The following is a 16,961-nucleotide window of genomic DNA, read 5'->3' on the forward strand; positions in this document are numbered from 1 at the left end:
TCGTGACCGTGCCCCTCGGCGACACCGGAAATTCCGTTGTTCGACGGCCCTGTGCCCCTTCAGAGTGGTCCCACCGCCTTTCGGGGTCCGGGTCGCGGCCCGCCGACCCCGTTTTTGCGTTCGGGCAAGGTCCCGTTCAGGGAATGGGGCTGCCGAACGGGTGACATGTGCGGCAGGATCACCGGATGGAGCACGTACGCGATCTCACGCTTCTGCCGAAAGCCCACCTCCACCTGCACTTCACCGGGTCGATGCGCCCCTCGACCCTCCTGGAGCTCGCCGACAAGTACGGCGTGCGGCTCCCCGACGCGCTGACCGCCGGCGAGCCGCCCAAGCTCCGCGCCACCGACGAGCGCGGCTGGTTCCGCTTCCAGCGGCTGTACGACGCCGCCCGCTCCTGCCTCCGCGAGCCCGAGGACATCCGCCGCCTGGTCCGCGAGGCCGCGGAGGAGGACGTACGGGACGGCAGCGGGTGGCTGGAGATCCAGGTGGATCCCACCTCCTACGCCCCCCTGCTCGGCGGCATGATCCCGGCCGTCGAGATCATCCTGGACGCCGTCGAGGCGGCCTCCCGCGAGACCGGCCTCGGCATGCGGGTCCTCATCGCCGCCAACCGCATGAAGCACCCTCTGGACGCCCGCACCCTCGCCCGGCTCGCCGTCCGCTACGCCGACCGCGGCATCGTCGGCTTCGGACTCTCCAACGACGAGCGCCGCGGCATGGCCCGCGATTTCGACCGGGCCTTCGCCATCGCCCGCGAGGGCGGCCTGCTCGCGGCCCCGCACGGCGGCGAGCTCACCGGCCCCGCCTCCGTCCGCGACTGCCTGGACGATCTGCACGCCTCCCGCATCGGCCACGGCGTGCGGGCCGCCGAGGACCCCCGGCTGCTGAAGCGGCTCGCGGACCGGCAGATCACCTGCGAGGTCTGCCCTGCGTCGAACGTGGCCCTCGGGGTCTACGAGCGGCCCGAGGACGTCCCGCTGCGCACCCTGTTCGAGGCCGGGGTGCCGATGGCTCTCGGCGCGGACGACCCGCTGCTGTTCGGGTCCCGGCTGGCGGCCCAGTACGAGATCGCCCGCCGCCACCACGCCTTCACGGACGCGGAGCTCGCCGAGCTGGCCCGGCAGTCGGTGCGCGGCAGCGCCGCTCCGGAGGACGTACAGGACAAGCTGCTGGCCGGGATCGACCACTGGCTGGCGACCTGAGGCTCCCGCCCCGCCCCGGACTCACCGCGTGAGCCGCAGGTCGCCCTCCCAGCAGTCGGCCCGTACCCGGTCGCCGTCGGGGAAGCCGATCTCCAGCTGCGTGCGCCCGGTCTCCGGCGCCGCGAACTCGGCCACGGTGGTCACCGTGTCGCCGAGGTGGCGCAGGAAGGGGTGGTCGCCGAGGTCCTCGCCGACCTCGATCCGGCCCCACTCCCCCATGTCGTACGGCTCGTGCGGCGGGGCGGATTCGACGATGAGGCACCAGTCGGACCCGGTGCTGATCCTGGTGGACTCGCCCTCGCTGTCGATCAGCCAGACGTCGAGCGGCGCCTCGGAGCGCTCGCCCTCGTAGACGTGCCAGGACGCGACGATCCTGCTGATCGTGCGCCCCACCAGGCGGGTGGGGTCCGTACCGGCCCCGTGCAGTGGACAGAGCATGGCGGCCGGGACTCCTCAGATGCTGACGCCGACCGTCACCGGCTCGTTGACCAGGGTGACGCCGAAGGCCGCGTGGACGCCCGCGACGACCTCGCGGGCCAGGGCGAGGAGGTCCTCGGTGGTGGCCTCGCCGCGGTTGGTCAGCGCGAGGGTGTGCTTGGTGGAGATCCGGGCCGGGCCGGTGCCGTAGCCCTTGGTGAAGCCGGCCTTGTCGATCAGCCAGGCCGCGCTGGTCTTCGTACGGCCGTCCCCGGCGGGGTACGCGGGCGGGGCGGTCTGGGGGCCGAGCCGGTCCTGGACGCGGGTGAGGAAGGCGGCGTACGCCTCGTCGCTCAGGATCGGGTTGTGGAAGAAGGAGCCCGCGGACCACGTGTCGTGGTCCGCGGGGTCGAGGACCATGCCCTTGCCGGCGCGCAGCCGCAGTACGGTCTCGCGGGCGGTGGCGGCCGGGACCCGGTCGCCGGCCTCGACGCCGAGGGCGCGGGCGGTCTCGGGGTACTTGATCGGCGCGGACAGGCCGTCCGCGTCCTCCAGGGCGAAGCGCACGCGGAGGACGACGTAGCGGTCGGGCTGGTCCTTGAAGGTGCTGTTGCGGTAGCGGAAGGCGCACTCGGCGGCGGTGAGGGTGACCGTCTCGCTGGTGGTGCGGTCGTACGCGACGACCTCGGTGATCGTGTCGCAGACCTCCTGGCCGTACGCCCCGACGTTCTGGATCGGGGTGGCACCGGCGGAGCCGGGGATTCCGGCGAGGCATTCGATGCCGGCCAGGCCCGCCTCGACGCTGCGGGCGACGGCGTCGCTCCAGTTCTCGCCGGCGGCGAGCTCCAGCCGCGTCCCGTCCAGGTGGAAGCCGGTGGTCGCGATGCGCAGGGCGGTGCCCTCGAAGCCGCGGTCGCCGATGACCAGGTTGCTGCCGCCGCCGATGACGAGGAGCGGGGTGCCGCTCTCGTCCGCGGCGCGGACGGCGTCGACCACCTCGGCGTCGGTGGTCGCGGTGACCAGACGCGTGGCGGGGCCACCGAGGCGGAAGGTGGTCAGGGGGGCGAGGGGGGCGTCGTGGAGTTCCTGCACGTGGACAAGAGTACGGTCCGTACCCCTCGCATCCCTGCGGGGCCACGGACCGTACGTCACGAGCGTGCGGCCTCCTCGGCGAGCCGGTGCTCCGCTTCGGCCCAAGTGACCGGGAGGGCGGAGGCCGGGGCCGTCCAGAAGGTGAAGACCGATTCCCGCATGAACGCGGCGGCGGCGCGGGAGCTGGAGCGGTGCGGCTCGCTGCGGGCGAAGCGGTGGAGCGCGTCGCGGTCCTGCCAGGCGGAGAGGGTGAGGAAGGTCCGGCCGAAGGGGCGGGCGCGGAGGGCCGCGCCGTGGGCGCCGGGGGCCTTGCGGATCTGGAGGACGATGCCGGGCGACTTGAGGAAGAACCGGAAGGCGCCGGCGAGGGTCCGGGTCTCGAAGCGGGAGGCCATGACGTAGACCTCGGCGTCGGGAGCGGGCGGGGTGGGCGTGGACCAGGGGACGTCGGGCATGGCGTGCGTTCCTTTCCGGGGAGGTCAGCCGGCTGCGGGGATCTTGGCGGAGGTCGCGTATCCGGTCTCGGGGGTGTCGCCGACGGCGGCCGGTGCGGCGGGCTTCTCGTTCCGCTTGCCCGGGACCAGGAGGGCGAAGGCGGCTGCCACGGCCACCGCGGCGGCGCCGATCCACAGCGCGGGCACGGTCCCGTCGGTGAAGGCCTGCGGGGACTCGTAGCCGCCCTGGGCCGAGAAGACCGAGGCCAGGACCGCGACGCCGAGGGCGCCGCCCACCTCGCGCAGGGCGTTGTTGGCTCCGGAGGCCTTGCCCTGGTCGGCGGGGGACACGGTGGACATCAGGATGTTGGAGGCGGGGGCGAAGTAGAGGCCCATGCCGATGCCGCTGACGATCAGTGCCGGGAGCTGGGCGGCGTACGAGACGTCGGTGCTCAGGACCGCCGCGAACCAGCCGAGGCCGAGGGCCTGCAGCGCGAGCCCGACGGCGACGACGGGCCGGCCGCCGATCCGGTCGGAGAGGATGCCGGCGATCGGGGCGACGACCAGCGGCATGGCGGTCCAGGGGAGCATCCGCACGCCGGCCTGGGTGGGCGAGTAGCCGGCGACGCCCTGGAGGAACTGGCTGAGCAGGAAGATCGAGCCGAACATGCCCAGGTACATCAGGAGGCTGGCCAGGTTGATCCCGAGGAAGCCGCGGTTCAGGAAGAGGCGCATGGGCAGCATGGGGTTCGCGCTGCGGAAGCCGTAGACGACGAACGCACCCACGAGCGCGGTGCCGGCGATCAGGCCGGTGAGTACGGGGGCGCTGGTCCAGCCGTGGGCGTTGGCGTTGACGAGGGCGTAGACGATGCCGAAGAGGCCGCCGCTGATGAGGAGCGTTCCGGGTGCGTCGAGACGGGAGTTCGGGGCGGTGGACTCGGCCAGCTTGAGGCGGGCGAGCGGGATCAGGGCCAGTCCGATCGGGACGTTCAGCCAGAAGATCCACTGCCAGGAGATGTGCTCGGTGAGGGTGCCGCCGACGAGGGGGCCGCTGGCGACGGCGAGGCCGCTGACGGCGCTGAAGATCCCGAGGGCCATGCCGCGGCGGGCGGGCGGGACGGCGGCGGTGAGCAGGGTGAGGGTGAGCGGCATCATGACCGCGGCGCCGACGCCCTGGACGGCGCGGGCGGCGATGAGCTCGTCGATGCCGGGCGAGAGGGCGGCGAAGGCGGAGGCTCCGGTGAATATCGCGAGGCCGCCCATGAAGAGCCGGCGCCGTCCGAAGCGGTCGCCGAGGGCCGCGCCGAACAGGAGCAGGACGGCGAAGGTGAGCGTGTACGCGTTCACCGTCCACTCCAGGTCCTCCAGCGCGCCGCCGAGGTCCTTGCGGATGGCGGGGAGGGCGGTGGTGACGACGAGGTTGTCGAGGGCGGCCATGAAGCCGGCGACGGAGGTGAGGACGAGCGCCCAGACGGCGGGTCCGCGGAGCGCGGTGTCTTGTGTGTCGTGCTTGCCGTTCACGATTCCCCCTGATGGTGAGGACAGTTTGTTAGTTATTGCTGACTAACTTCCGCGCCCATGAAAATGCGGCGCGCGGGACACCTGGGACTCACGCCCCCGGCCGGTCCTCGCCGCCGACGCGGGCGGAGGGGTACAGCCCCTCCCAGACCCGGTGCCCGGGCGGGAAGCCCATGGCGGCCAGCGTGTTGATCAGCATTCCGTAGGCCATGAAGGCCGTGGTCTCCTTCACGTCCCCGCCGAGGGGTCCGTGAACGGTGTCCCAGAGTTCCGTCCAGCCCTTGCGCACGAGCTCGCCGAGCTCGTGATCACCGGCCGCGTCGGCGGCGGCGACGGCGACGTACATCTGGAGCTGCATCTGGAGCTTGTCCGGATCCTCGGCGATGATCCGGGCGTACGCGTTCGCCATGGCCTGCGTGGCTTCTTCGCCCTCCAGCCCCTCGGCGGCCGCCGCGAAGAGGTCGCGGGTCTCCCGCAGGCAGCGCTCGGCGGCGGCGAGGAAGATGGCCGACTTGCCGGGGAAGAGCCGGAACAGGTACGGCTGCGAGACGCCCACCCGCTTGGCGATCGCCTCGGTGGAGGTCCCGTGATAGCCGCCGCGGGCGAACTCGTGCACCGCCGCACGGATGACGCTCTCGCGCCGCTCTTCCGCACTCATCCTTGCCATGGTTCAAAGTTAGTGCTCAATCACTAACTAAGTCAACCCCTCCGCTCCCCGGCCGGTCCGGGGGCTGCCGCCGTGTCGCGCGTCACACCGGACCCGTGTCACGAACCGGGCGGCAGCTTGCATCCGATGATCGTCAACAGCGAGTGGAGGAAGGCGAAGCGATGAGCGCACGAGACGGAGCCGACGGCACGGTCGCCACCCACCGGGTCCTGGTCCTGGGGGCGGGATACGCGGGGATGTCCGCGGCCGTCCAGCTCGGCGCCCGGGTGGGGCGGCGCCGGGACGTGCAGGTGACCCTGGTGAACGCGCAGGAACGGTTCACCGAGCGGCTGCGGCTGCACATGACGGCCACCGGGCAGGAGGTCGCCGGTCTGGGCATCCCGGAACTTCTGGAAGGTACGGGCGCGCGGTTCGTCCGCGGCCGGGTGACGGCGGTGGACGCGGACGCGCGAACGGTCCGGATCGATGACGACCGGGTCCTTCACTACGACACCCTGGTGTACGGGCTGGGCAGTGTGGCCGACCTGTCGGCGGTGCCGGGCGCCGGGGAGTACGCCCACACCCTGAACAGCGCCGAGGACGCCGGGGTGCTGGCCGACCGGCTGGAGCGGCTCGGCAGCGGCACGGTGGTCGTCGGCGGCAGCGGGCTGACCGGTGTCGAGTCCGCCGCGGAGATCGCCGAGCGGCACCCGCAGCTGAACGTCCTCCTGCTGGGCCGGCAGGAACCCGGCGCCGCCATGACCCCGAAGGCCGGGGCGTACCTGCGGGCCGCACTCGACCGCCTGGGCGTGGTGGTGCGCAGCGGGGCCGAGGTGGTGGAGGTGCTGCCCGATGCGGTCGAGCTGGCCGGGGGCGAGCGCATCCCCGCCGACGCGGTCCTGTGGACCAGCGGTACGCGGGTGTCGCCGCTGGCGGCAGCCGCCGGGCTGGCCGTCGACGAACGCGGTCGCGTCGTCACCGATGCCGCGCTGCGGTCGGTGTCGCACCCGGAGGTGTACGCCGTGGGGGACGCGGCCGCGATCCGCCAGGGCTACGGCGTCATGCACGGCACCTGCCAGGGCGGCATGCCGACCGGTGTGCACGCCGCGGTGTCGATCGTCCGCGCGCTGAAGGGCAAGCAGCCCCGGCCGTTCCGCTTCGGCTACTACCACACGCCGGTCAGCCTGGGACGGGGCGATGCGGTGGTGCAGTTCACGCGCCCCGACGACAGCCCCCGGCGCATGTACCTGACCGGCCGCGCGGCGGCCCGGTACAAGGAGGCGGTGACGGCCGCGCCCTGGCCGGCGTACGGCCGCATGAAGAAGGTGCCCGCCTCGGGGGCCGTATGGCCCCGCGGCGGCCGCTTCACCCGGAACGGCGCGGTCCGATGACGGGCCCGTCCGCCGACCTCGACCAGCAGGTGTTCCACCGGCACCGGAACCTGCTCTTCTCGGTGGCCTACCGCATCCTGGGCACCGCGGCCGACGCGGAGGACGCGGTCCAGGACGCCTGGATCAAGTGGTCGGCCGCCGACCGCTCACAGGTGGCCGAGCCCAAGGCGTACCTGACGCGGATCGTCTCCAACGTGGCGCTGGCACGACTGCGGTCCACCCGGTACCAGCGCGAGACCTATGTCGGTCCGTGGCTGCCCGAGCCCATCCTCACCACGGGCGACACCGCCGAGACCGTCTTGGACGCCGAGTCGGTGTCGATGGCCGTGCTCGTCGTACTGGAGACGCTCAGTCCGCTGGAGCGTGCGGTGTTCGTGCTGAAGGAGGTCTTCGACTTCAGCCACGCGGAGATCTCGGAGGCGCTGGAACGCTCCGAGGCGGCGGTGCGGCAGGCCGCGCACCGGGCCCGCGAGCACGTACGGGCCCGACGGCCGCGCTTCACCGCCGACCGGTCGCGGCAGCGCGAGGTGACCGAGCCGTTCTTCGCCGCCACGACGGGCGGGGACGTCAATGCCCTGATGGAGGTGCTGTCCCCGGACGTCACCCTGTGGACCGACGGAGGCGGCAAGGTCCGCCAGGCCATGCGTCCGGTCGTGGGCGCCCCGACGGTGGCCGCCTGGTTCGCCGCCACCGGCACGGTCACCTACCAGGGCATCGCCCCCGCCGGCATGAAGGCCGAACTCGTCGAGATCAACGGCGGCCCGGGCATGGTGTTCAGCGGAGCGGACCGCGTGGTCGCCACGGTCACCTTCGACTTCGGCGCCGACGGCCGTATCACCGCCATCCACAACGTCGCCAACCCCGACATGCTCAGGGCCGTCGCGGAGGGCACCACCCACGGCATCGGCACCAGCTGAGCGGGCGCCGGGCGGGATCCCCCGTCCGGCGCCCGGCTCGGCATGTTGCACCGGGCTCAGGCCAGGGTCACCAGGGCGCGCGACATGCCCAGGACCTTCTGGCCCGCGCTCATCGCCGTCAGGTCCACCCGTACGCGGTTGTCGTCCAGCTTCGCCGCGACCTTGGCCGTGACCTCGATCAGCGCGCCCGCCTCGTCGTTCGGGACGACGACCGGCTTCGTGAAGCGGACCCCGTACTCGACGACCGCACCCGGGTCGCCGACCCAGTCGGTGACCACGCGGATCGCCTCGGCCATCGTGAACATGCCGTGCGCGATCACGTCCGGCAGTCCGACCTCCTTGGCGAACTTCTCGTTCCAGTGGATCGGGTTGAAGTCGCCCGAGGCGCCCGCGTACCGCACCAGCGTGGCGCGCGTCACCGGGAAGGAGCCCGCCGGCAGCTCCGTGCCGACCTCGACGTCGGCGTACTTGATCTGCGCGGTCATCTCAGGCCTCCTCGGGGGCGCGGGAGACGAGCTTCGTCCACGCCGTCACCACGTGCTCGCCGGTCTCGTCGTGGACCTCGCCGCGGATGTCGATGATGTCGTTGCCGGCCATCGACTTCACGGCCTCGATCGTGGAGGTCACCGACAGCCGGTCACCCGCACGCACGGGACGCGAGTACGCGAACTTCTGGTCGCCGTGCACGACGCGGCTGTAGTCCAGACCCAGCTGCGGGTCCTCCACGACCTGGCCCGCCGCCGCGAATGTGATCGCGAACACGAAGGTCGGCGGGGCGATCACGTCCAGGTGACCGAACGCCTTGGCGGCATCGGGGTCGGTGTAGACGGGATTCGCGTCTCCCACCGCAACCGCGAATTCGCGGATCTTCTCCCGGCCGACCTCGTACGGATCGGTGGGCGGGTAGCTCCGCCCCACGAAGGACTGGTCGAGCGCCATGGCTCCCTACCTCCTGATTTGGTAAAAGTCGGTCACATGAGGAAAACGATCACAGGCCGGCGATCACGGAAACGACACGAGGCCGTCCCCCAAAGAAGGGGACGACCTCATGACGGTGCCTGTATTTCGAGACTCGCTAGGGTCAGCGGGTCTCGCGGTGCGCGGTGTGCGAGTTGCAGCGCGGGCAGTGCTTCTTCATCTCCATGCGATCCGGGTTGTTACGCCGGTTCTTCTTGGTGATGTAGTTCCGCTCCTTGCACTCCACGCAGGCCAGCGTGATCTTCGGGCGGACGTCGGTGGCAGCCACGTGAGTGCTCCTTGACGGACTATGGGACGGATGAACGCATAAAAGAGTAGCCGATCGGGAGACCGACCCCGCAATCGGCTACTGTTGGGTAGCGGCGACCGGACTTGAACCGGTGACACAGCGATTATGAGCCGCTTGCTCTACCGACTGAGCTACGCCGCTTTGATGTGATCAGCTCCCCACCCGAGGGCGGGGAACCTCTCTCACCAGAGCCCCAATGCGGAATCGAACCGCAGACCTTCTCCTTACCATGGAGACGCTCTACCGACTGAGCTATTGGGGCGAGCGATGAAGACATTACACGGTTGCCCGCCCATCGCCCAAATCCTTTGCGGCGACTGGCCTCCGAGGGGCTGCCGGGGCTTCCCCGATCAGGGTCCCGGCGCCACCGAGGCCCATTTCGGGGCAGATTGTGTCCAGGCTCACATTCCCAGCCGCCCCGCGAGGCACTCCGCGCCCGTCGCTCCCGTCGGGAGCGGTACGCGCGACGAGGAAGCATCCGCACCCGGCCCGGCGCATGCCTGCGCCCCGCGGCGCGCGGGCACCACACCGGTACGACTATTGCGCTCTTCCGCGAAGCGGGGAGCCCTGCGCCCTAGGCTCTGAGCACGCTGCGTGATCTTGGGCCGCGGGCCGCGGCCACTCGGCCCAGGAACCGCCCGAGCCACCGCAGGAGCGCGATGTCCGACAGCCAGCCGCAGCAGCCGTCCCCCTTCCCGCCGGGCGGCCGTGGTGAGGGCGGCGGCCACGGGCCCCAGCGCCCGCCCGGCAACGCGAACGCGCCCGCCGCCGAGTCCACCACCCTCCTGCTCGCCGGGGCCCGCCTCACGGACGGCCGTACGGTCGACGTCCGGCTCGGCGGCGGCCGGATCCAGGCCGTCGGCACCGCGGGCAGCCTGCCCTCCCCCGCGCTCGCCCGGGTCGACCTCACCGGCTACCTGCTGCTCCCCGCCCCCGCCGAGCCGCACGCCCACGGGGACACCGCCCTGACCGCCGACGGCGAGGGGCCCGTCTCGTACGCCCCCGACGAGGTGCAGCGCCGGGCCACCGAGGCCGCCCTGCTCCAGCTCGGGCACGGGGCCACGGCCGTGCGCTCCCACGTCCGGATCGGCGACGTGCACGGCCTGGGGCCCATGGAGGCCGTGCTCCAGGCCCGCCGCTCGCTGCGCGGGCTCACCGACCTGACCACCGTCGCCGTGCCCCGCCTCCTCACGGGCGTGGCCGGCGCCGACGGGTTGGCCATGCTGCGGGACGCCGTCAAGATGGGCGCCTCCGTCATCGGCGGCTGCCCGGACCTGGACCCGGACCCGACGGGCTTCCTCGAAGCCGTCCTGGAACTCGCCGCCGAGCACGGCTGCCCGGTGGACCTGCACACGGACGGTGACGACCCCGGCCGGCTGGCCCGCCTCGCCGCGATGGCCGGCGGACTGCGCCCGGGGGTGACGATCGGCCCCTGCGGGGGCCTGTCACGGCTCCCGCTGGACGTGGCGCACCGGGCCGCCGACCAGCTGGCCGCGGCCGGCGTACGGGTGACCTGCCTGCCCCAGGGCGACTGCGCGGCCCTGGAGCGGCGCGGTCTGCGCACCGCGCCCGTACGGCTGCTGCGCGCCGCCGAGGTCCGGGTCGCGGCCGGCAGCGGGGCGCTGCGGGACGCCGGGAACCCGGTCGGCCGCGGCGACCCGCTGGAGGCCGCCTTCCTGCTGGCCTCCCAGGGCGGGCTGCGGGCGCCGGAGGCCTACGCGTCCGTCAGCGGCGCCGCCCGGGAGGCGATGGGCCTGCCGGAGGTCCGGGTGGAGGCCGGGTTCCCGGCCGAGCTGCTGGCCGTGCGGGGGGAGCGGATCGCGGGCGTGCTGTCCCTGGCGTACAGCCGGATCGTGATCCACCGCGGCCGGGTGGTAGCCCGGACGAGTGCCGTACGGGAGTACTGCGACTCGGCGGTCGCGGTGGCCCTGGACCTGCCCCGGCAGGGCCGTGTGGAGCCCGGGCCCTGAGTGTCCGCCGGTCCTGCGGCGGACACTTTCGCGGGCGGGGGCGCCCGGCTCGTCGTACGGTCGGGGCATGCGCATCGTCATCGCGGGTGGACACGGTCAGATCGCGCTGCGGCTGGAGCAGCTGCTCGCCGCGCGCGGGTACGAGGTCGCGGGCATCATCCGCGATCCGGAGCAGGGCGACGACCTGCGGGAGGCGGGCGCCGAACCGGTGCTCTGCGACCTGGAGTCGGCTTCGGTCGAGCACGTGGCGGGCATTCTGCAGGGCGCGGACGTCGCGGTGTTCGCGGCCGGCGCGGGCCCCGGCAGCGGTGTGGCGCGCAAGGACAGCGTGGACCGGGGCGCGGCGGTGCTGTTCGCGGACGCGGCCGAACGGGCGCGGGTAAGGCGCTTCCTGATGGTCTCTTCGATGGGCGCGGACGCACAGCACGAGGGCGAGGACGTCTTCGACTTCTACCTGCGGGCGAAGGGCGAGGCGGACGACCACGTACGGACGCGGCTGGGCCTGGAGTGGACGGTCCTGCGGCCCGGGTCGCTGACCGACGACCCCGGGAGCGGGCAGGTGCGGCTGGAGGCGCGGACGGGCCGCGGGGCGGTGCCGCGCGACGACGTGGCGGTCGTGCTGGCGGAGCTGGTCGAGACCCCGGCGACGGCCGGCCTGACGCTGGAGCTGGTCGAGGGATCGACCCCGGTCGAGGTGGCCGTCAAGGCCGTCGCGGGCAACTGAGGCTCAGAACTCGGCGCTCACCTTGTCGTCGGAGCGTCCGACGGAGTCCTGCTGGTACTGGTCCTCGTAGGCCTGCCGGATCCGTTCGATGCGCGCGCTGCGCTCCTCGGCCTCCTTCTCCGGGTAGAGGAGCACCACCTCGTACGAGGTCTCGCGGATGACCTTGCCGGCGCGCTGCCACTGGCCGCGCCCGTCCAGGAGGGTGAGTCCCTCGGGGAAGGCGGGGGTGATCTCCCGGTCCAGGAAGCCCATGAACTCCTGCTCCGCGACGGGGGCCCGGCCGCCGGGGCGCTCGGTGCCGAAGTAGAGGGTGGTTTCCTGGTAGGGCTGGCCCACGTGGCTGTGCAGTGCCGCGCCGACGAGGGCCGGGATCCCGGCTCCGAGGAGGGCGAGGAGCACGCCGCCGCCGACCCTCCCGCGCGTGTCAGAAATGAAGGTCACGTCCGGAGAACGAACACGCGACGCAGACGATACGTACGATGCGGCGCTCGTACGAGAAAACCCCCGCCACTGCGTTTCCGCAGTAAACGGGGGTTTCACTCGCGTGGCGGCGCCAGGGTTCGAACCTGGGTAGGCTGAGCCGGCAGATTTACAGTCTGCTCCCTTTGGCCACTCGGGCACACCGCCATGATCGCTGCCATTTTTCCGCCTCGCGGCGGTGCTCCCTGGCAACGACGTAAACGATACCTGATGCCCGGGGGTGCTTCGCCACCGGATTGATCAGCACCCGGGGCGGGCGCGGTGGCTAGGCTTTGCCGAGCGGTCCGGGCATGTCCGGCCGCGCCCTCCGGGGCAATGACAGCCGACTTCAAGGAGCCACAGCACATGGCCGACTCCAGTTTCGACATCGTCTCGAAGGTCGAGCGGCAGGAGGTCGACAACGCCCTCAACCAGTCCGCCAAGGAACTCTCGCAGCGCTACGACTTCAAGGGCACCGGCGCCACCATCGCCTGGTCCGGCGAGAAGATCCTGATGGAGGCGAACTCCGAGGAGCGCGTCAAGGCCGTCCTCGACGTGTTCGAGACCAAGCTGGTCAAGCGCGGCATCTCGCTGAAGGCGCTCGACGCCGGCGAGCCGCAGCTGTCCGGCAAGGAGTACAAGATCTTCGCCTCGATCGAGGAGGGCATCTCCCAGGAGAACGCCAAGAAGGTCGCGAAGATCATCCGGGACGAGGGTCCCAAGGGCGTCAAGGCCCAGGTCCAGGGCGAGGAGCTGCGCGTCAGCTCCAAGAGCCGTGACGACCTGCAGGCCATCCAGGCCCTCCTCAAGGGCAAGGACCTCGACTTCGCGATCCAGTTCGTGAACTACCGCTGATCAAGTGATCTGACCTGCACGGACGTGGCCAGGCAGACCTTGCAGGGCACAACGGGGGCACATCGCCGAGCACGGCCTCGACGGCGGCCCTCGTTGTGTCTTCCTCGTCGGGCCACAGGCGCGTGTACGTGTCGAGCGCGATCGACGGTTTGGCGTGACCGAGTCGCTTCTGAACCGTCTCGACGTTCTCGCGGTGCTTGATGAGCAGCGAGGCGTAGGAGTGCCGCAGGTCGTGCAGGTTCGCGCCGTCCGGTGCCTCTATGCGGGCAGGCTCGCCCCCCTTGGGCTTGCCTGACCGCAGCCACGCCGCACGCGCCTGCTCGTACGCCGCCGGCGCGGGGAACCGTTCGAGGTGCGCGGCGAGGGCGTCCACCGCCGCTTTGGTGAGCGGGACCGTGCGGTAGCTCTCATGCGTCTTGGGTCGCCGATGTACGGCAGGTCGCCGTCCGGGTCGATGAGCTGCTGGCGCACGGTGACCTCGCGGCGCAGGAAGTCGACGCCGTCGACCTCCAGACCGAACAACTCCCCCTGCCGCAGGCCGGATGAGGCGGCGAGCAGGAGCAGGGCCCGGTACCGATCGGGCGCGGCATCCATGAGTGCCCGGACCGCATCCAAATGCAGGGGCACAATCTCGGCCTTACGCTGCTTGGGCGACGTACGCCCTCGCACGGATTGCCCGCGATGATCCGGTCTCGGACGGCCGTCTGTAGCGGCGTGATCAGGTACTCGTACGTCACGGCCAGCGTCGAGGGCGCGAGCACCTGCGATCGGTCCTTGGATCCACGCTTGTATGTCCGATGGGCGGATACTGGATGCTGGCTACGGGCCTGTCGCCGAACGTCGGATGGACGTGATTCCGCAGACCCCGTTCGACGCGGGAGGCAGTTGTGGACGGGCGCACCGCCGACGTGCGCCACCGCTCGGCAGCTGCCCGAGAGCTCTCCTTGCCGGCGGCAGGGTCGACGTACAACCGCCGATCAAGGTCGGTCTCGCCGGCCTTCGCCGCGAGACCGACGGCACCGCGGACGCCAGTAACGGCCTGCGTTCTGCGATCGCTGCCCGCTTCACCGACCAGGCCGCCGCCCCACACACCGCGTAGCAGTTCGCCAGCGCCGCCCCGCCACCCACGAGCACGGGTGACGGGGCGGCGGCGTCGTGTTCAGACGGACTCGGCCGCGCTCAGGAAGTCGTCGGCGGTGGCGTCCATCAGGATCTCGTCGCAGGATCGACCGAGCCAGTAGCCGGACTGTCGCAGGCGGCCGGCGGCCTGGAATCCAGCCTTCTGGTACGCCGTCACGCCTGCGGCATTCGCCTCCAGAACCTTGAGCCAGACCATGCGCAGCGCGGCGTACTCGAAGGCCCAACGCAGGGTCAGGGCGGTGGCTTCGGTGGCGAGCCCCTTCCCTCGGAATTCGGGGGCGATGAGGATGACGAACTCAGCCGTCCGTACCGCCGAGTCGATCTGCAAGGTGGTGAGCCCGACCGGGGTGTGATCGTCAGGAGTGATGATCTCGAACTGGGCGTAGTCGCGGTTACGGCCCTGGCCCTCCCAACCGCCGGCACGAACCTCCCAGGACTGGGTCACCTGAGTGCCGTAGCCGAGGATTGTGGCGGGGTCGTTCTCCCACCGGTGGTAGTCGGGCAGGTGGTCGCGATCGGTCATCGCGAGACTGACGCGCTCGCCGGCCAGCAGGATGTGCGGAGTGCTCATCGGGGTTCGGCTCCAGAGGGGTTGGACGCGTTGATCGGGGTGTAGTCGTCAGTGTGCCCGGGTTCCTCCACCGGGCGTCCGTGTTCATCGGAGATCCAGGCGTGAAGCCGGATCGGGTCAGCGGCGACACCGTGGCGCCACGCCTTCCCACGGCCGCCGGCCGCGAGGAGCAGGGAAGCCGCGGTGGACTCTTCAAGGCAGGCGACCCGGGCCGGAATGGCACGCGCGGCCCACCGGACGGAGCGCACCGCCGTGCGAGCGTGAGCAGTGCCAGCCGGAGGCAACGCGTCGCCGACCTCGGCAAGGCGGACCAGGCGCCCGAACCTACGCTCAGAACGGCCGGTCTGGCGGACGGTAAGCGTGAGAGCGACACAGGCCAGCGCAGCGACCCGCCAAGCCCAGGGCGGGGCGTCACGGGCTTCGAGTCGGGCCGCCGTCTCGTGCGTCCCCCATGACGCGCCGGGGCTGGTGACGGTAACCGGCTCGGGTGCGTTGGTCTGCCGGACGGCGGACAGCCATTCATCCAGGGCACCGCCCGTCAGGACGATGGTGGCGCCAGTGCGGTAGTTGACGACGACCCCAGCGCGGTCGGTCACGGCGGTCCGGGTCTCCGCTGTAGGAACGGGAATCATGCGGCTCTCTCCTCCCAGGTGATCCACTGATCGACCTTCTCTGCAGCCCTCAGCCACAGTTCCGCCCCGAGGACGGGTTCGATTCGGCCCCAAGGGATGTCGACTCCGAGGACGGCACGGCGTAGCGTCGCGCGGACCGCCGCCGGGTTGATGAGGCCGAGGTCTGCGAGGCGCCCGTCTGCCAAATCGAGCGTCCGTTGCAGATTGGCGCGCAACCCGTGGTGGTGATCGACGGCGAACATGCCTTTGGCGCCCCGTCGGACAACTGGCGGCGGCAGTAGGCCGGCCACGACGTCGGAGAGCAGCGGTTTGTACCGACGAGCGGACCAGCGCTCGACAGCCGGGGCCGCCAAGGCAGCTTCCACGACTCGCGTGTCGGTGAAGGGGTTGTGCATCTCGATACCGTGCGCGGCGGCGAGTTGGTTCTCGGTCGCCGCGGTGCGTCCCACGTACCTGGCTTCGGCCAGTAGGGCACGATCCGCGTGTCCCATGCTCAGCGTGTCCGGATAGGCCGCCGTGACGGGTGCAGCCAGTTCCTTGGCGCAGTCGGTCATCCACGGCATGGGCCTCGATGCGCCGGCCAACGTGCGAGGCCGTCGTACCGCGCTCGCGAGGAGAGGCCAAGGGCTCTGCCGGTAGAGACGAGCCCAGGTCTGCGCATCGGCCGCCAGTCGCAGCCAGCGGCCCGAACGGGCGAGGTCTGCCAGATGGACCGGCGGCGGCATGAACAGGTTGTCCCCGCCATCTCCGGTCAGGTGGACCACGGCGCCGTGGTCGGCAAGGAACCGCAGTTGCGCGGTGAACTGCGCCACGGTGATCGCGGACGGCGCGGGCTCATCGGTGAGCGGTAAGGCGTCAAGTTCGCTGAACGGAAGGTGCGAGTCGCCCAGGGCCATGAATTCATGTCGGATCGCGGGGTGCGCACGCGCCACGAGACGCGCGTGGTCGACGTCGCCGCCCGCCTTGATCCCTTCGGGGTGGTACGTGACCCCGGTCACCGGTCCACAGCGGGCAGCCAGTGCCGCGAGGGTGCTGGAATCCAGTCCACCGGAGAGATCAGAGGAAGCCGGGCGGCCGGCGACGCGGATGCGGACCGCCTCCGCCAGGTCATCCCGCAGCCGGTCCACCGCTTCCTCTCGCGAGAGGGTGGGCCGCGTCCAGTACGGGACAGGGACAGGCTCAGTCCCAAGGCCGGCGGCGACCCTGTGGCCGGGCGCCACCTGTTCAACGCTGGACCAGGCGGAGAATCCCGGCGTCCATCCCGTGGGGTCCACGAGATGGACAGCCATCCATCCGGCATCCGGCAGCGAGCCGCACAGGGCGGCCAAGGCCACCGAGCTTGAAGCCCACACGGTCGACCCGTTGAAGGTGCATGTGTAGAGCGGGCAAGCCCCCGCGGGGTCGGCCCAAACCGTCTGTCCGCCGTGGCCATCGCCGTAGAGCAAGGTGTAGGCGCCCGCCCAGGCCGTGGCCGCCGAATCTAGCGAGCGGAGATCCCCGGCCCACACCACCCGATCAAGGTCGTCCCCCGTGGCACCACACGGGCCGAATACGACCAGCCGTCGCCCGTCAGGCCCGTCGACCAGCCGAACCGGCACGCCGTCGGACCACACCGGAGGGTCTTGCAAGAGAATCTGCGCCCCGACAGGGACCGCCGGCCGAGGGGCCCTCGTGAGGTAGCCGCCGAACCAGCCCATGTGATCACCTCCGTGGAAGGGCGCGG

19 protein-coding genes and 3 tRNA genes are annotated in these 16,961 nt (G+C 71.5%); 6 read left to right on the plus strand and 16 right to left on the minus strand.

The features are described from left to right. Window positions 1-185 precede the first annotated feature (185 nt). On the plus strand, window positions 186-1,205 hold the full coding sequence (locus tag ACFXGI_RS23110; RefSeq protein WP_376018190.1) for an adenosine deaminase: 1,020 nt from the start codon (window positions 186-188) through the stop codon (window positions 1,203-1,205). 21 nt (window positions 1,206-1,226) lie between these two features. On the opposite strand, the gene ACFXGI_RS23115 is transcribed toward ACFXGI_RS23110, so the two are convergent. The 5 genes from ACFXGI_RS23115 to ACFXGI_RS23135 form a co-directional block, all read right to left on the minus strand. Further along, window positions 1,227-1,643: a hypothetical protein gene (locus tag ACFXGI_RS23115; RefSeq protein ID WP_384709701.1), complete on the minus strand. Its 417-nt coding sequence runs from the start codon at window positions 1,641-1,643 to the stop codon at window positions 1,227-1,229. Window positions 1,644-1,658: 15 nt separating this feature from the next. After that, entirely contained in the window at window positions 1,659-2,774 is a 1,116-nt protein-coding gene (locus tag ACFXGI_RS23120) for a UDP-N-acetylmuramate dehydrogenase (RefSeq protein ID WP_384709704.1), read from the minus strand. Then, window positions 2,771-3,169 (minus strand): DUF3291 domain-containing protein, encoded by a 399-nt coding sequence (locus tag ACFXGI_RS23125; RefSeq protein ID WP_384709707.1) that lies wholly within the window; start codon window positions 3,167-3,169, stop codon window positions 2,771-2,773. Before ACFXGI_RS23125 ends, ACFXGI_RS23120 begins: the two co-directional genes overlap by 4 nt. 24 nt (window positions 3,170-3,193) lie before the next feature. Then, window positions 3,194-4,585, minus strand: coding sequence for a DHA2 family efflux MFS transporter permease subunit (locus tag ACFXGI_RS23130; protein ID WP_384709991.1), 1,392 nt, complete (start codon window positions 4,583-4,585; stop codon window positions 3,194-3,196). Between the two features lie 172 nt (window positions 4,586-4,757). Beyond that, complete coding sequence (locus ACFXGI_RS23135; RefSeq protein WP_384709710.1) at window positions 4,758-5,333, minus strand: TetR/AcrR family transcriptional regulator; 576 nt, start codon at window positions 5,331-5,333, stop codon at window positions 4,758-4,760. Window positions 5,334-5,494: 161 nt separating this feature from the next. On the opposite strand from ACFXGI_RS23135, the gene ACFXGI_RS23140 reads away from it, so the two are divergent. After that, window positions 5,495-6,703, plus strand: coding sequence for an NAD(P)/FAD-dependent oxidoreductase (locus tag ACFXGI_RS23140; RefSeq protein WP_384709713.1), 1,209 nt, complete (start codon window positions 5,495-5,497; stop codon window positions 6,701-6,703). Next, window positions 6,700-7,620, plus strand: a complete 921-nt coding sequence (locus ACFXGI_RS23145) for an RNA polymerase sigma-70 factor (RefSeq protein ID WP_384709716.1) — start codon at window positions 6,700-6,702, stop codon at window positions 7,618-7,620. Before ACFXGI_RS23140 ends, ACFXGI_RS23145 begins: the two co-directional genes overlap by 4 nt. Window positions 7,621-7,676: 56 nt before the next feature. Here ACFXGI_RS23145 and ACFXGI_RS23150 read toward each other — a convergent pair whose 3' ends face one another. The 5 genes from ACFXGI_RS23150 to ACFXGI_RS23170 all read right to left on the minus strand — a co-directional run bounded on the left by ACFXGI_RS23150 (window position 7,677) and on the right by ACFXGI_RS23170 (window position 9,149). Next, complete coding sequence (locus ACFXGI_RS23150; protein ID WP_384709719.1) at window positions 7,677-8,105, minus strand: MaoC family dehydratase; 429 nt, start codon at window positions 8,103-8,105, stop codon at window positions 7,677-7,679. Window position 8,106: 1 nt separating this feature from the next. Beyond that, window positions 8,107-8,559, minus strand: coding sequence for a MaoC family dehydratase N-terminal domain-containing protein (locus ACFXGI_RS23155; RefSeq protein WP_030870124.1), 453 nt, complete (start codon window positions 8,557-8,559; stop codon window positions 8,107-8,109). Window positions 8,560-8,701: 142 nt separating this feature from the next. Then, on the minus strand, window positions 8,702-8,866 hold the full coding sequence (gene rpmG, locus ACFXGI_RS23160) for a 50S ribosomal protein L33 (RefSeq protein WP_007265873.1): 165 nt from the start codon (window positions 8,864-8,866) through the stop codon (window positions 8,702-8,704). Window positions 8,867-8,955: 89 nt separating this feature from the next. Continuing rightward, window positions 8,956-9,028 (minus strand) — tRNA-Met (locus tag ACFXGI_RS23165). 48 nt (window positions 9,029-9,076) lie between these two features. Beyond that, window positions 9,077-9,149, minus strand: a tRNA-Thr gene (locus ACFXGI_RS23170). 397 nt (window positions 9,150-9,546) lie between these two features. On the opposite strand from ACFXGI_RS23170, the gene ACFXGI_RS23175 reads away from it, so the two are divergent. After that, entirely contained in the window at window positions 9,547-10,857 is a 1,311-nt protein-coding gene (locus ACFXGI_RS23175) for an amidohydrolase family protein (RefSeq protein ID WP_384709723.1), read from the plus strand. A gap of 67 nt (window positions 10,858-10,924) precedes the next feature. Beyond that, a complete protein-coding gene (locus tag ACFXGI_RS23180; RefSeq protein ID WP_384709726.1) occupies window positions 10,925-11,581 on the plus strand; it encodes an SDR family oxidoreductase in 657 nt (218 codons plus the stop codon). 3 nt (window positions 11,582-11,584) lie between these two features. Here ACFXGI_RS23180 and ACFXGI_RS23185 read toward each other — a convergent pair whose 3' ends face one another. Next, entirely contained in the window at window positions 11,585-12,022 is a 438-nt protein-coding gene (locus ACFXGI_RS23185; protein WP_384709729.1) for a DUF3574 domain-containing protein, read from the minus strand. 104 nt (window positions 12,023-12,126) lie between these two features. Beyond that, window positions 12,127-12,208: transfer RNA gene (locus tag ACFXGI_RS23190), tRNA-Tyr, on the minus strand. 198 nt (window positions 12,209-12,406) lie between these two features. Between ACFXGI_RS23190 and ACFXGI_RS23195 the strand changes: the two genes are divergently transcribed. Next, window positions 12,407-12,895, plus strand: a complete 489-nt coding sequence (locus ACFXGI_RS23195) for a YajQ family cyclic di-GMP-binding protein (RefSeq protein WP_384709732.1) — start codon at window positions 12,407-12,409, stop codon at window positions 12,893-12,895. On the opposite strand, the gene ACFXGI_RS23200 is transcribed toward ACFXGI_RS23195, so the two are convergent. From ACFXGI_RS23200 to ACFXGI_RS23215, 4 genes are all read right to left on the minus strand, one after another. Next, window positions 12,846-13,268, minus strand: a complete 423-nt coding sequence (locus ACFXGI_RS23200) for a tyrosine-type recombinase/integrase (protein ID WP_384709735.1) — start codon at window positions 13,266-13,268, stop codon at window positions 12,846-12,848. The genes ACFXGI_RS23195 and ACFXGI_RS23200 overlap by 50 nt on opposite strands. Before the next feature lie 786 nt (window positions 13,269-14,054). Next, entirely contained in the window at window positions 14,055-14,606 is a 552-nt protein-coding gene (locus ACFXGI_RS23205) for a GNAT family N-acetyltransferase (protein WP_384709738.1), read from the minus strand. Further along, window positions 14,603-15,238 (minus strand): lasso peptide biosynthesis B2 protein, encoded by a 636-nt coding sequence (locus ACFXGI_RS23210; protein WP_384709741.1) that lies wholly within the window; start codon window positions 15,236-15,238, stop codon window positions 14,603-14,605. Before ACFXGI_RS23210 ends, ACFXGI_RS23205 begins: the two co-directional genes overlap by 4 nt. Continuing rightward, window positions 15,235-16,935, minus strand: coding sequence for an albusnodin/ikarugamycin family macrolactam cyclase (locus ACFXGI_RS23215; protein ID WP_384709744.1), 1,701 nt, complete (start codon window positions 16,933-16,935; stop codon window positions 15,235-15,237). The genes ACFXGI_RS23210 and ACFXGI_RS23215 overlap by 4 nt, the downstream gene beginning before the upstream one ends. Window positions 16,936-16,961 lie beyond the last annotated feature (26 nt).

It is taken from the genome of Streptomyces sp. NPDC059355, assembly GCF_042752335.1.
GTDB lineage: Bacteria > Actinomycetota > Actinomycetes > Streptomycetales > Streptomycetaceae > Streptomyces.